Annotated in this window: 9 protein-coding genes; 3 read left to right on the top strand and 6 right to left on the bottom strand. The window is 64.2% G+C overall.

Translation table 11 applies throughout. The features are described from left to right. Window positions 1–24 precede the first annotated feature (24 nt). Window positions 25–2526, bottom strand: coding sequence for a hypothetical protein (locus IGW04_RS12470; RefSeq protein ID WP_194713407.1), 2502 nt, complete (start codon window positions 2524–2526; stop codon window positions 25–27). 194 nt (window positions 2527–2720) lie between these two features. Here IGW04_RS12470 and IGW04_RS12465 point away from each other — a divergent pair, with 194 nt between their 5' ends. Then, on the top strand, window positions 2721–3074 hold the full coding sequence (locus IGW04_RS12465) for an aminoacyl-tRNA synthetase (protein ID WP_194713406.1): 354 nt from the start codon (window positions 2721–2723) through the stop codon (window positions 3072–3074). Between the two features lie 27 nt (window positions 3075–3101). On the opposite strand, the gene IGW04_RS26050 is transcribed toward IGW04_RS12465, so the two are convergent. The 5 genes from IGW04_RS26050 to IGW04_RS12440 form a co-directional block, all read right to left on the bottom strand. Continuing rightward, a complete protein-coding gene (locus IGW04_RS26050) occupies window positions 3102–3629 on the bottom strand; it encodes a glycine zipper 2TM domain-containing protein (RefSeq protein ID WP_267253695.1) in 528 nt (175 codons plus the stop codon). Between the two features lie 130 nt (window positions 3630–3759). After that, window positions 3760–4035: a DUF5985 family protein gene (locus tag IGW04_RS12455; protein WP_228527059.1), complete on the bottom strand. Its 276-nt coding sequence runs from the start codon at window positions 4033–4035 to the stop codon at window positions 3760–3762. After that, window positions 4028–4285 (bottom strand): DUF5985 family protein, encoded by a 258-nt coding sequence (locus IGW04_RS12450; protein ID WP_194713404.1) that lies wholly within the window; start codon window positions 4283–4285, stop codon window positions 4028–4030. The genes IGW04_RS12455 and IGW04_RS12450 overlap by 8 nt, the downstream gene beginning before the upstream one ends. Then, window positions 4282–4674 carry a hypothetical protein gene (locus IGW04_RS12445; protein WP_194713403.1) on the bottom strand — a complete coding sequence of 131 codons (393 nt, stop codon included), beginning with the start codon at window positions 4672–4674 and terminating at the stop codon, window positions 4282–4284. Before IGW04_RS12445 ends, IGW04_RS12450 begins: the two co-directional genes overlap by 4 nt. After that, entirely contained in the window at window positions 4671–6293 is a 1623-nt protein-coding gene (locus tag IGW04_RS12440; protein ID WP_194713402.1) for a response regulator, read from the bottom strand. Before IGW04_RS12440 ends, IGW04_RS12445 begins: the two co-directional genes overlap by 4 nt. A 262-nt stretch (window positions 6294–6555) precedes the next feature. Here IGW04_RS12440 and IGW04_RS12435 point away from each other — a divergent pair, with 262 nt between their 5' ends. Together IGW04_RS12435 and IGW04_RS12430 are read left to right on the top strand one after the other, a co-directional pair. Continuing rightward, on the top strand, window positions 6556–13296 hold the full coding sequence (locus IGW04_RS12435; RefSeq protein WP_194713401.1) for a hybrid sensor histidine kinase/response regulator: 6741 nt from the start codon (window positions 6556–6558) through the stop codon (window positions 13294–13296). Further along, on the top strand, window positions 13281–14144 hold the full coding sequence (locus IGW04_RS12430; protein WP_194713400.1) for a CheR family methyltransferase: 864 nt from the start codon (window positions 13281–13283) through the stop codon (window positions 14142–14144). The genes IGW04_RS12435 and IGW04_RS12430 overlap by 16 nt, the downstream gene beginning before the upstream one ends. The last annotated feature ends 386 nt before the right edge of the window (window positions 14145–14530 follow it).

The raw sequence follows: 14530 nt of genomic DNA, 5'->3' as shown, positions 1-14530 counted from the left end.
TGCTTCGCAACTAGCCAGGCATGTTCAGACAGCGTCCTTCCAGTGCGCTGCCGCGCGTTGTTCTAGCGCAGACCTTTCTTCTGCAGGCCAGACTGACGACAGATAGGCGTTGAGCAGCGGCCTGCCTTCGCTGGCAGGCAGCGCGAGCAGCAGTGGCAGCAGCGCGGCCTGTATGGCTTGACGTTGCTCTGGTTGGTAGGACTGGCGGTAGACATGCTTGAGCCATGAAGAAAATGCCTTGCCCCGCGAGTCACTCGGCAATCCCATGACTGCGGAAAGCAGGCGCATGCTGCATTGCGCCTTTTCCTGATCGGACAGACGGTTATTGGAAAACCTGAAAAAAATGGTGCTGCCGCATAACTGTTTGAGCCGATCAGCCCGGTGCTGGACTGGAAGGGTTTCCACGGCATCCAGCAACAATGCCCATCCATCCATGCGCGACACACAGCCGGGCTGCATAAGGGCATAGAGATCGGGGTATGACTCCTGAAGGCCTGGATAATCGCGCTCGAGCCGTTCATTTCTTTCCTGTTGCAGCGTTGATCGCGTGATGCCCATCGTCTGCGGATCAGGAAAGTGCGTCAGCCCGCTCACAGCGGCTTCCAGCACGCTGGAGCGCAATCCGTCCGGGAGCCTGCGCGCTGCTTCAACCGTGCTGGCAAACAGCACGTCGTAATGCGCGAAGGACATGTATTGATACTCCAGCAGGCGGACCAGCACATGCGCGCCTACGGCATCGGGAAATGCAGCCAGGCCAGCGAGCAGCCGCTGGTTGCGTGCCGGGCTGTGGTGCGGAACGTCGATGCCGTTTTGCAGCAGGTCGCCAAGCGCGGTTTTTTGTTGTTCCACCGATACCCGGTCATTGTCGCGGCTGACGTCGGCCGCCGCCGTCATCAGGGAGCATACCCAGTCGTCGGCATGGCGAGCGTCCGTGATATGAAGGCCGGGCAGTTTCCACTGCAACAGGGAAGCGGCGCTATCCGCCGGCGGCAGGCTACGCAGGAAAGCCAGTGCCTGCTTCAGAAAGCGCCCATACAGTTCTGTCCTGAACAGGCTTCCCGGGGGAAGCATATCTCCCAGGGGGCGGTATTCCTGATAGGCGCCGTTCATGCCAGCAAGCAGCTTGCCGGCCATATCCGGGGCGACATTCGCAAGGAGATGGATCAACTCGCTGCATTTGGCATCGAAGCGCTGCACGTAACCAGGTTGTTCGGCGGAATCGACCTCCGCGGGTTTCACCAACGGGTAAGAACCGGCCTTGCGAAGCGGCGCCGGGTTAAGGCCCAAGGCAAACAGGTCGTAGAGCAGCTTGAGTTCTGGCTGGGCCTGGCTCAGTTGCAGGGCTGCCTGCGCGGTGGCGACGATCAGGGCCGGTGTTAGGCCAGCCTCGGCCTTCCTGGCGCAATTAAGCAGGATGTCCCGCATCCAGTAGATCTGCGATTTCGGTGGCAGATGCGCCATGGCCTGGTAGAGGCACTGGAAGCGATGGATGCTGTGCCTGGGGCCGCGTTCGAATACCTGTTTCAGCATGCTTTCGACAAGATCGCCGAAAACGTCCCCGTACTCTTCGTTGCGCTTCCAGTAAAAATCGCCATGTTCTGGTGGAATCATCCGCAGCAGGCTGATCGCCATCCTGTCCCCCTCTTCGACATCATCCAGGAGAACGGGCATGACCAAGGCCTTTCCCAATAGCAGTACCTGCTCCTCCACCGGCAGTTGCTGCATCGGCATGGACTGAAGGCACTCATGCAAGCCCCACAGCAGCGCATGCTTGTTGTGCGCCATCTGCTTGTCGTCGGCGGGACCACCGAAGAGACCCGGATAAGCCTGATCTCGCCTGCAGACGCCGATACGCCACAGGGTGTGGCGTATGGCCTTGGTGCTGTAAACAGATCGCAGCCGCATGCACATGGAGAGAAAAGCCTGCACCCTCTCCGGGAACTCGGGGCCGCTTTCACCGGATATCTCGGGTTCCAGAATGATGGCCAGTTCACACTGCGCCGCGCATGGCTGCAATGCGCCGACACGCCTGGCCATATCCACAAATTGCTGTTTCGTGGTGCAAAACAGGCTGGTCCAATAGTTCGCCAAGAGGTTGAGCAGTGCCGCTGGCTGCTCGTCGCGGTCCAGGTGCTGCAGGCTGGCCAGAAGAATGTCTATATGCGGCGTGATCGCCGTTCCGGAAAAATGATGATGCAGCGTGGCGGTGACGCGCAGAAACAGTTCCAGGCGATGTGCCGGATTGATCTGCGCCAGCTCGTACAGCGTTTCCATGCAGCCGTGGAGCGCCGTCGCCCGCAGGCCCTGGCTGGCATTCTCCAGCATGCGATAGAGCCGTAGCGGCGCCATATGCGGCTTCATTCGTTGCGCAAAGACGCGGCTCACGCAGGCGAGACTGGTCATGGCACGCCCCTCACGCAGGGAAATATGGTTCACCACGATCAGGCTGAAGATGTCCGGCGGCACCTCGTCAAGCGGGCTTGGGGTATAAGTTCGACTGGCTGATGCGGGAGGGGAAGTGTGCATGGCGGGTCTCTGGTCAACGATAAGCGACCTTGGTCGCAGACTCGACCGCTTGGTTCAGTGCGGCCGGGCAGAGGGTCTGCTGACGTTGACGCAGGTCGCTTCGGTTCGCGGCGCACAGGGTGGATGCGACCGGCCGCTCCTACAATGCAAGCGACAGGCAAGGACAGATCCGCAGGACGATCAAGGAGACCACGATGCTGATGAGCGATGAGGAATACTTCCGCAGCTGCGTTGCCAGGGAACGGCAACTGGCCCATCTGCTGGGCCACAAGGTGGAAGAGTTTTACGAGGATGCCGGCACGCTGTGGGACGGCACCACCGCCATGCCGAAATGGACCCGCGACTGGGCCGCCTGCGCGCCATTGATCGCCGAGTACGAAATCGATATCCGCTTCGACCGCGAGGCCGGCGCTTCACATGCCCATTGCGTGCATGCGGGGCCGGTGTCGGTGCACCTGGATGACTATCCGGATCGCCAGCATGCGCTGATGTATGCGGTGGTGAAGGCGGTGGTGCACATGCTGGAACACCGCAAGCCGCGGCACTGAACGCGCGGTGGCTTGCGGCGACGGGGATCAGTAGCCGTAGCGCTTGGCCACTTCGTTGCCGACATAGCCGCCGCCGATGACGCCGGCGACGGTCGCCAGTTTCTTGCCGTTGCCGCCGCCCACCTGGTTGCCCAGCACGCCGCCGAGCACGGCGCCGGCCGCAATGCCGACCGGGCTGATCTGCGGCGCCGGCTGCTGGTAGGAAGGCTGCTGCGGCGGGGCTGGCTGATAGGCCGGCTGGTAGGCGGGCTGCTGATACGCCGGTTGCTGGTAACTGCCGGCCTGGGCGTAGCGCTGGGTGCTGGCATGCTGCACGGCCGGTTTGACCACGGCCTTTTTCGCCACCGGCTGCGGCGCAGGCCTGGCTTCCGGCTCGGGCGCCACGGCCTTTTCCACCACGGGCGCGGCGCTGGCAACGTGCTTCGCCTCCCCATGCGAGTCGGGCAGCAAGCCGGTCATCGCCGCCACGCCCACCAGGCTCGCCAGCATGACCGACGCAGCGGCGCCGGCCATCAGGGGGTGGATCTTGTTGGTGGTCTGTACTGTCTGCATCATCGCTCCTGGTCTGCACCGAAGTTCGGTATGAGCACAGATTACCGATGAGCGGACTCAGTTGATAGACGGAGACTGTTTCATTTGTGAAAACTTGTAACCGGACAGCGCCGGCGCCGGGGCGGCGCCGGCCTCAGTCGCGGCGCCGGTTCTTGTCGATGATCGCGTACAGGATCAGGCCGTAGGCCAGCAGGCGCACCAGATAGTAGGCCGGCGTGTCCTCGCGCCAGGCCGGCATCGCGCCCAGCAGCACCCGGTTGACCGCCTCGATCCAGAACGACAGGCCGAACAGCAGGAAGAACCTGTCGCGGGTGACGCGCCAGAAGCGCAGGAAAAAACAGCCGATCACGAATGACAGCGCCGCAATGGCGCCGATGGTCATCAGGCTGGTGCTGGTGTATTCATTCATCCGTGATCAGTCCATAGAGCAGCGGCAGCAGCGCGACTAGCCCGGAACCCAGGCGCAGCGGGAGCAGGTCGACATTGGGGAAGAACAGCTTGTCCATCATCAGCGCGACATTCGACAGCGTGAGGCCAGTAAAGCACAGCGCGCTCCACATCAGCAGGCGGTAGCGGCTGGCGCGGTAGCCGCGCCACAGCAGCACGGCCGACAGCAGCGAGGTCAGCCCGCACAAACCATAGATGATCGTCTGGATCATGGCTTTTTCTTCCCCCACTTGAATGCGTCGGCAAATTCCTGGATCCGGGAATGGCGCCGGGTGCCTGCATGGATCATGTTGGTGACTTCAATCAGGTTCTGGCTGTAGTAACGCTCCAGGCTGCCCACCAGCGCATCGAGTTCCTCGGTGGCGGGCTGGTAGCGCCAGGCCGGCGCGGCGGCGTCGGCCTGGGGGCAGATATGCGCCGCCGCCAGGTCGGCGAGCAGGGCGGCAGCGCGCTCGCTGGGCAGGTACAGCCGCTGCGCCAGCCGGGCGGCGTCCCAGCGCCCGGCCTCGCGACGCATCAGCAGGATCGCTTCCAGGTGCGGAATCGACGGAATCGAAAAGATGAACCGCCGCAGGTCGTCTGTCAGTACTTCCTGCTTCATCCGTTCACAACAGTATTCATGCAGGAGGCAATCGCTTCGCGCAGCCGTTCCGGCGGCACCGGCTTGACCAGGTGCAGGTCGAAGCCCGCCTGCAGCGCCCGCTGCTGGTCTTCATGCAGGCCGTAGCCGGTCAAGGCGACCAGCCTGATGTGGCAGGTTGCCGGGTTGGCGCGCATGCGGCGCGCCACTTCATAGCCATCCATGCCGGGCAGGCCAATGTCGACCAGCGCAATGTCGGGCCGGTGCGCCAGCGCCAGTTCCAGGCCTTCCGCACCATCGGCCGCCTGCAGCACGCGGGTGCCGAAGGAGTCCAGCAGCATGGCCATCATTTCACGGCCATCCGCATTGTCTTCCACGATCAGGGCACTGCATTCGGCCTGCGCCGCCTTCCTTGCGCCGGCGGGCGCCAGCGCGTCCGACGGCGCCTCCACCCGTGGCAGGCGCAGCGTGAAACGGCTGCCGCAGCCAGCGCCCTCGCTATGGGCTTCGATGCTGCCGTCATGCAGCGTGACCAGCTGGCTGACCAGCGCCAGGCCGATGCCCATGCCGCCCTGCGCCCGGTCGAGCGAGCTTTCGCCCTGGACGAACACGTCGAACACATGGGGCAGCAGGTCGGGTCCGATGCCCACGCCGGTATCGCGCACTTCCAGCATGGCCTGCTGCTGCTCCGCGCCGACCACGACATCGATCCTGCCGCCCGGCGCCGTGTATTTCAGCGCGTTGTCGAGCAGGTTGGTGATGATCTGCTCCACCCGCGTCGGGTCGGCATCGATCCAGACCGGATCGGAATGTATCTTCACTTCGTAGCTGCGGGTGCGGCCGGTCGCTGCCAGGGTTTCCATGCAGGTGTGCAGCATCGCCGCCAGTTCGAACCGCTTGCGCTCGAGCAGGATCTTGCCCGACATGACCCGGCCGAGGTCGAGCAGGTCGTCGACGATGTGGCTCAGGTGCTGGCACTGGCGGCCGATGATCTGCCGCGCCCGCTGCGCCGCCTCGATGCTGACGCCTTCCAGGCCGATCAGGGTGGCGGCGCTGCTGATGGCCGACAGCGGATTGCGCAGCTCGTGGCCCAGCATGGCCAGGAACTCGTCCTTGGCCTTGTTCTGCATGACCGCCGCCTCGCGTTCGCGCTTTTCCAGCTCCAGGCGCTTGTTCACGGCCGACAGTTCATGGGTGCGCTTGCGCAGTTCCGCGGTCTGGCTCTGCAGCTCCATCGTCTTTTTCGCCATCGCCACGAACACGCCCACCTTGGCCTGCAGCATTTGCGGGATCACCGGCGTAAACAGGTAGTCGACAGCGCCTTTCTCATAGCCCTTCAACCGGTGCATCTCGTCGGCCAGGTAGGCAGTAATGAAGATGATGGGCACGGCTGCCGAGCGCGCACGGGAATGGATGGCTTCTGCGGTTTCGAATCCGTCCATGCCCGGCATGTTGACGTCGAGCAGGATGACGGCGAACTCATGCTGCAGCACCTGGCGCAATGCTTCCTCGCCCGAACGTGCGGTATGCACCTCGCAGCCGTTGTCCTCCGACCAGCGCGCCAGCAGGCTGCCCAGGGCGAACAGGCTGGCCGGGTCATCGTTGACGATCAGGATCTTGGGCTTATCGGGTTTTTGCACGGGCTTGCCCTGGTGAAATGAGATGCCTGGATGGAGCGGCCCTGATAGACCGGAATGGCTGAGTTTGTCGGGGGTCCATTTTGCCCGTACTGCATGAACGCGGTTTATCCCAATGCAATGAATCCTGCCGATATTGTTTCTTTTGGTTAATTACTGTCGGTACTCAAATGGTCATGACAGTAAGTTTTTTTTCGGCAACAAAACAGCTTGCAAGGCTATCAGCGCCAATGGAGAATGTCAAAGTTCATTGGAGACAACCCACATGCATGCCATTACCGATTTTCCGCACGACCTCGACCGCAAGATGTTGCTGGCCGCCCTGACGGCCCTGAAAAAAGGCGATTTCTCGGTGCGTATGCCGACCGACCTGACGGGCCTTGATGGCAAGATTGCCGATACGCTGAACGACATCATTGAAAACAGCGGCTTGATGGCGCAGGAGATCGCCAGCGTCAGCCAGACGGTGGGCCGGGAAGGGCGGCTGCTGCAGCGCGCAACCGCGGCCAATGTATCGGGCGGCTGGGGCACGATCGTCAATTCGGTCAACACCCTGATCGACGACCTGGTGCGGCCGACCACGGAAATGGCGCGCGTCATCGGCGCGGTGGCCACCGCCAACACGATGGTGGACCAGTTGAGTTCCTTCGCTTCCGAAGTGACCCGGGTGGCGCGCGAAGTGGGCACCGAGGGCAAGCTGGGCGGCCAGGCCAACGTGCCGGGCGTGGCCGGCACCTGGAAGGACCTGACCGACTCGGTCAACTCGATGGCCGGCAACCTGACCTCGCAGGTGCGCAACATCGCCGACGTGACCACCGCGGTGGCCAACGGCGACCTGTCGAAGAAGATCACGGTGGACGTGCGCGGCGAGATCCTGCAGCTGAAGGACACCATTAACACGATGGTGGACCAGCTGCGCTCCTTTGCATCGGAAGTGACCCGCGTGGCGCGCGAGGTGGGCACCGAGGGCAAGCTGGGCGGCCAGGCCTATGTGCCGGGCGTGGGCGGCACCTGGAAGGACCTGACCGACAACGTGAACTTCATGGCGTCGAACCTGACTGGACAGGTGAGGAACATCGCCGAGGTGACCACGGCGGTGGCGAACGGCGACCTGTCGAAGAAGATCGCGGCCGATGCGCGCGGCGAGATCCTGCAGCTGAAGGAAACCATCAACGTGATGGTGGACCAGCTGAGCTCGTTCGCTTCCGAGGTGACCCGTGTGGCGCGCGAGGTGGGCACCGAGGGCAAGCTGGGCGGCCAGGCGCAGGTCAAAGGCGTGGCGGGGACGTGGAAAGACCTGACCGACTCGGTGAATTCGATGGCAGGCAACCTGACGGGGCAGGTGAGGAACATCGCCGACGTGACCACCGCGGTGGCCAACGGCGACCTGTCCAAGAAGATCACCGCCGATGCAAAAGGCGAGATCCTGGAATTGAAGGACACCATCAACGTGATGGTGGACCAGCTCAGCTCCTTCGCTTCCGAAGTGACCCGCGTGGCGCGCGAAGTGGGCACCGAAGGCAAGCTCGGCGGCCAGGCGAATGTGCCCGGCGTGGCCGGCACCTGGAAGGACCTGACCGACTCGGTCAACTCGATGGCGGGCAACCTGACCGGCCAGGTGCGTAACATCGCCGACGTGACCACTGCCGTGGCCAACGGCGACCTGTCCAAGAAGATCACCGCCGACGCGAAGGGCGAGATCCTGGAACTGAAGAACACCATCAACGTGATGGTGGACCAGCTGAGTTCCTTCGCTTCCGAAGTGACCCGCGTGGCGCGTGAAGTGGGCACCGAGGGCAAGCTGGGCGGCCAGGCGCAGGTGAAGGGCGTGGGCGGCACCTGGAAGGACCTCACCGAGAACGTGAACTTCATGGCGTCGAACCTGACGGGACAGGTGAGGAATATCGCGGAGGTGACTACCGCCGTGGCGAACGGCGACCTGTCGAAGAAGATCACGGTGGACGTCAAGGGCGAGATCCTGGAGCTGAAGGACACCATCAACGTGATGGTGGACCAGCTCAGCTCGTTCGCATCGGAAGTGACGCGGGTGGCGCGTGAAGTAGGGACCGAGGGAGAACTCGGCGGCCAGGCCAACGTGCCCGGCGTGGCCGGCACCTGGAAAGACCTGACCGACTCGGTCAACTCCATGGCCGGCAACCTGACGGGCCAAGTGCGTAACATTGCCGACGTGACCACGGCCGTTGCGAACGGCGACCTGTCGAAGAAGATTACCGCCGACGCGAAGGGCGAGATTCTGGAGCTGAAGAACACCATCAACGTGATGGTGGACCAGCTCAGCTCGTTCGCATCGGAAGTGACCCGGGTGGCGCGCGAGGTCGGCACCGAGGGCAAGCTGGGCGGCCAGGCCAACGTGCCGGGCGTGGCCGGCACCTGGAAGGACCTGACCGACAACGTGAACTCGATGGCCGGCAACCTGACCGGCCAGGTGCGTAACATCGCCGACGTGACCACCGCGGTGGCCAATGGCGACCTGTCGAAGAAGATCACCGCCGACGCGAAAGGCGAGATCCTGGAATTGAAGGACACCATCAACGTGATGGTGGACCAGCTGCGTTCCTTCGCCTCCGAGGTGACGCGTGTAGCGCGTGAAGTGGGCACCGAAGGCGAGCTCGGCGGCCAGGCCAACGTGCCCGGCGTGGCCGGCACCTGGAAGGACCTGACCGATTCGGTCAACTCGATGGCAGGCAACCTGACCGGCCAGGTGCGTAACATCGCCGATGTGACCACGGCCGTTGCGAACGGCGACCTGTCCAAGAAGATCACCGCCGACGCGAAGGGCGAGATCCTGCAGCTGAAGAACACCATCAACGTGATGGTGGACCAGCTGAGCTCGTTCGCCTCCGAAGTGACCCGCGTGGCGCGCGAAGTGGGCACCGAGGGCAAGCTGGGCGGGCAGGCGCAGGTGAAGGGCGTGGGCGGCACCTGGAAGGACCTGACCGACAACGTGAACTTCATGGCGTCGAACCTGACGGGCCAGGTGCGCAACATCGCCGAGGTGACTACGGCGGTGGCGAACGGCGACCTGTCCAAGAAGATCACCGCAGACGTGAAGGGCGAGATCCTGGAGCTGAAGGACACCATCAACGTGATGGTGGACCAGCTCAGCTCGTTCGCATCGGAAGTGACGCGGGTGGCGCGTGAAGTCGGCACCGAGGGCAAGCTGGGCGGCCAGGCCAACGTGCCCGGCGTGGCCGGCACCTGGAAAGACCTGACCGACTCGGTCAACTCCATGGCCGGCAACCTGACCTCGCAGGTGCGCAACATCGCCGACGTGACCACCGCTGTTGCGAACGGCGACCTGTCGAAGAAGATCACGGTGGACGTGCGCGGCGAGATCCTGCAGCTCAAGGACACCATCAACACCATGGTGGACCAGCTGCGTTCCTTCGCTTCCGAAGTGACCCGCGTGGCGCGCGAAGTGGGCACCGAGGGCAGGCTGGGCGGACAGGCCAATGTGCCGGGCGCGTCCGGCACCTGGAAGGACCTGACCGACAACGTGAACTTCATGGCGTCGAACCTGACTGGACAGGTGAGGAACATCGCCGAGGTGACCACGGCGGTGGCGAACGGCGACCTGTCGAAGAAGATCACGGTGGACGTGAAGGGCGAGATCCTGGAACTGAAGGACACCATCAACGTGATGGTGGACCAGCTCAGTTCCTTCGCTTCCGAGGTGACCCGCGTGGCGCGTGAAGTGGGCACCGAGGGCAAGCTGGGCGGCCAGGCGCAGGTGAAGGGCGTGGGCGGCACCTGGAAGGACCTGACCGAGAACGTGAACTTCATGGCGGCCAACCTGACCGCCCAGGTGCGCGGCATCGCCGGCGTGGTGACCGCGGTGGCCAACGGCGACCTGAAGAAGAAGCTGACGGTGGCGGCGCAGGGCGAGATCGCGGCGCTGGCCAATACCATCAATGAAATGACCGACACCCTGGCGGTGTTTGCCGACCAGGTGACGACAGTCGCCCGCGAGGTCGGCGTGGAAGGCAAGCTGGGCGGACAGGCCAGCGTGCCGGGCGCCTCCGGCACCTGGAAGGACCTGACCGAGAACGTCAACCAGCTGGCGGCCAACCTGACCACCCAGGTGCGCGCGATTGCCGAGGTGGCCACCGCGGTGACCCGCGGCGACCTGTCGCGCTCGATCCAGGTGGAAGCGCGCGGCGAGGTGTCGGACCTGAAGGACAACATCAACGAGATGATCCGCAACCTGAAGGAGACCACGCAGAAGAATGCCGAGCAGGACTGGCTGAAAACCAACCTGGCCCAGTTCACCCGCCTGCTGCAGGGCCAGCGCGACCTGGGAGCGGTGACCCGGCTGATCCTGTCCGAACTGGCGCCGCTGGTGTCGGCCCACCACGGCGTGTTCTACATGATGGATGCGCAGACCGAGCCGCCGCGCCTGCAGATGATCGCCAGCTATGGCTACCGTTCCAGCCGCAAGCTGCCCACGTCCTTCGGGCCGGGCGAAGGCCTGGTGGGGCAGTGCGCCATCGAGAAGCGCCGCATCTGGCTCACCAATGTGCCGCGCGACTATATCCAGATATCCTCCGGCCTGGGCGCGGCGCCGCCGAGCAACATCGTGGTGCTGCCCATCCTGTTCGAGCAGCAGGTCAAGGCGGTGGTGGAGATCGCCTCGCTGGACCGCTTCACCGACACCCATCTGTCCTTCCTCGACCAGCTGATGGAATCGATCGGCGTGGTGCTCAACACTATCGAGGCCAACAGCCGCACCGAGTCGCTGCTGACCCAGTCGCAGCGCCTGGCGCAGGAGCTGCAGCAGACCAATATGGAACTGGCGGAAAAGGCGCGGCTGCTGTCGGAACAGAACATCGAGGTGGAACGAAAGAACCGCGAGGTGGAGCAGGCCAAGCTGGCGCTGGAAGAGAAGGCCACTCAGCTGGCGCTGTCATCGAAGTACAAGTCCGAGTTCCTGGCCAACATGTCGCACGAATTGCGCACGCCATTGAACAGCCTGCTGATCCTGGCGCAGCAGCTGCGCGACAACCCGAACGGCAACCTGTCGTTGAGCGAAGTCGAATATGCCCGCACCATCCATGGTTCGGGCACCGACCTGCTGACCCTGATCAACGACATCCTCGACCTGTCCAAGATCGAGTCCGGCACGGTGACGCTGGAGATGAGCGAATTCCGTTTCCCGCAGCTGGCCAATTTCGTCGAGCGCACCTTCCGCCACATGGCCGAGGCCAAGCAGATCAGCTTCGAGATCAAGCTCGACGAGCAGCTGCCGTCCTCGCTGATGACCGATACCACGCGCCTGCAGCAGATCCTGAAGAACCTGCTGTCGAACGCGTTCAAGTTCACCGCGCGCGGCCAGGTCACGCTGCATATCGGCCTGGTGGCATCGGGCTGGAGCGCCGACCATGCATTGCTGCGCACGGCCGACGCGGTGCTGGCATTCGCCGTCACCGATACCGGCGTCGGCATCCCGGCCGACAAGCTGCAGCTGATCTTCGAAGCCTTCCAGCAGGCCGACGGCAGCACCGCCCGCAAGTACGGCGGCACCGGCCTGGGCCTGTCGATCAGCCGCGAGCTGTCGCGCCTGCTGGGCGGCGAGATCCGCGTCACCAGCACGGTGGGCGCGGGCAGCACCTTCACGCTCTACCTGCCGTACCACCGCAAGGGCTATGCCGAGTTCCGGCAACTGCCGGCCGAGGCTGCGGACGCCAGCAGCCAGGCCAGCACGCAGGCTGCGCGCATGGCGGCGCAGCTGCTCGACGCGGTGCAGGCGGCGGACAATCCGGCCCTGTATCTGGGCCATGAATCGGGCGACGACAGGAACACCGTCGCGCCGGGCGACGCCGCCGTGCTGATCGTGGAAGATGACATCCACTGCGCCAAGCAGCTGCTCGACCTTGCCCGCGAAAAGGGCTTCAAGGGCATCGTCACCTATCATGGCGACTCGGCGCTGACGCTGGCGCGCGACTACCTGCCCACCGCCATCATCCTCGACATCGACCTGCCCGACACCGATGGCTTCACCGTGCTGGAGCGCCTGAAGCGCGACCCGTCCACCCGCCATATCCCGGTGCACATCCTGTCGCGCGTGAACGAGCGCGAACGCGGCCTGCGCCAGGGCGCGATTTCCTACCTGGTCAAGCCGGTGCCGGCGGAGCGGCTGGACGAGGAGTTCACCCGCATCCAGCAGTTCCTGGTGCGCAGCAAGCCCAGCCTGCTGGTGGTGGAAGACGACGATGTGCAGCGCCAGCGCATCGTCGAGCTGATCGGCGATGCCGATCTCGACATCACCGCCGTGGACTCTGGCGAAAAGGCGCTGGCGGCGCTGAAGAGTGCGCGCTTCGACTGCGCGGTGCTGGACCTGACGCTGCCCGACATCGACGGCTTCTCGCTGCTCGACGCGGTCAGCCAGGACGAGGACATGCGGCGCACGCCCATCGTCATCTACACCGCGCGCGACCTGAACCGCAAGGAAGTGGCGCGGCTGCGCCGGGTGGCCAAGACCATCGTGATCAAGGACGCCCGTTCGCCGGAGCGGCTGCTGGACGAGACCGCGCTGTTCCTGCACCGGTCGCCGGCCCGGCTGCCGGAATTCCAGCGCAAGATGCTGGAAGAGGTGCATGCGGCGCAGAGCGGCCTGGCCGGCCGCAAGGTGCTGATCGTCGACGACGACCTGCGCAACATCTTTGCGCTGACCACGGCGCTGGAGCGCCAGGACATGGCGGTGTCGTTCGCCGAGAACGGCCGTGACGGCATCGAGCTGCTGCGCCAGGACCCGTCGATCGAGATCGTGCTGATGGACATCATGATGCCGGAGATGGATGGCTACGACACCATGCGCGCGATCCGCAACATCCCGCAGTTCAAGTCGCTGCCCATCATCACCCTGACCGCCAAGGCGATGAAGGGCGACCGCGACAAGTGCATTGCCGCCGGCGCGTCCGACTACATCACCAAGCCGGTCGATGTGGCCCAGCTGCTGTCGCTGATGCGTGTATGGCTGTCCCGGTGAGCCCCGTGCCGGCCGCCGTCAGCACGGTGGAGGAGATCGAGGCCGAGCTGTTGCTCGAGGCGCTGTACCGGATGTACGGCACCGACCTGCGGGCGATGGAGCGCACGGCCTTGCGCCCGCGCCTGGTCGCTTTCATGCGCCGCCGCGGCCTGGCTTCGCTGTCGGCGGTGCAGGCCGAGGCGCTGCATGACCAGGCGCTTGGCGTCGAACTGCTGCGCTGCCTTTGCCTGCGTCCGGCCGCCCTGTTCGACGACCCGGCCCGGATCGCGCTGCTGCGCCAGACGCTGGGGCCGTGGCTGCGCTCCTGCCCGGTGGCGCGGGTCTGGATATCCGAATGCAGCGGCGCCGAGGATGTCTATACCCTGGCCATTTTGCTGCGGGAGGAGGGCTTCTACGACAAGACCCTTCTGTTCGCCACCGCCGCCAGCGAAGCCATGCTCGACGCCGCCCGCACCGGCCGCTTCCACGCCAGCGAACTGGGCCGGTACCAGCAGAACTACCTGCGCAGCGGCGGCCGCCACACGCTTGCCGATTACCTGGTCAGCGGCGAGCCGGATGCGGAGGGCAACCTGTCCTTCCGTCCCGAGCTGGGCAGGAACATCATCTGGGCGCAATACAACCTGGCCACCGATGCCACCTTCAACGAATTCCAGCTGATCGTCTGCCGTGGCGCGCTGTCCGACCTGCAGCCGGCGCTGCGCGAGCGCGCGCTGCGGCTGTTCCATGAAAGCCTGGCGGTGTTTGGCTACCTGAGCGTGCATCCGGCCGATGCGCTGAATCTGTTGCCCAATGACGTGGATTTCAGGGCGGTGCATGCGGATTCGGGGTTGTATCGGCGGATAAGGTAGACGGCGTGTGGTGGCAACGGCAACCACTGCCGCTTCCGTAGGGTGCAATACCCGAAGGGCATTGCACCATGGTCGCAGACCGGGATGGCATCGTTGGCCGACTTCCTTGATCGACCAATGGTGTAATGCCCCTGCGGGGTATTGCACCCTACCGACTGCCGACGCCGCGCTTCTTCCGCTCAGGGGACCGCTGGCACGGTGCGCTCAACGGGATTTGAACGGCAAGGGCAGGAGCAACCGCCACCTTTTCCCGTTATCGGTAAACTACCTGCTTCCAGGCCAACCAGCTGCCATTGCAAGCAACCATTCGCGCTGCAAACTGCAAAGGATGGCGCACCGCGGGTGATGCGTGCCATTCGCCAGGATATCAATCGCCTGCAACTCAC

The sequence above is a fragment of the Noviherbaspirillum soli genome (genome assembly GCF_015352955.1).
GTDB classification, from domain to species: Bacteria; Pseudomonadota; Gammaproteobacteria; order Burkholderiales; family Burkholderiaceae_D; genus Noviherbaspirillum_A; species Noviherbaspirillum_A soli.
This window is presented reverse-complemented; position numbering and strand designations above follow the sequence as displayed.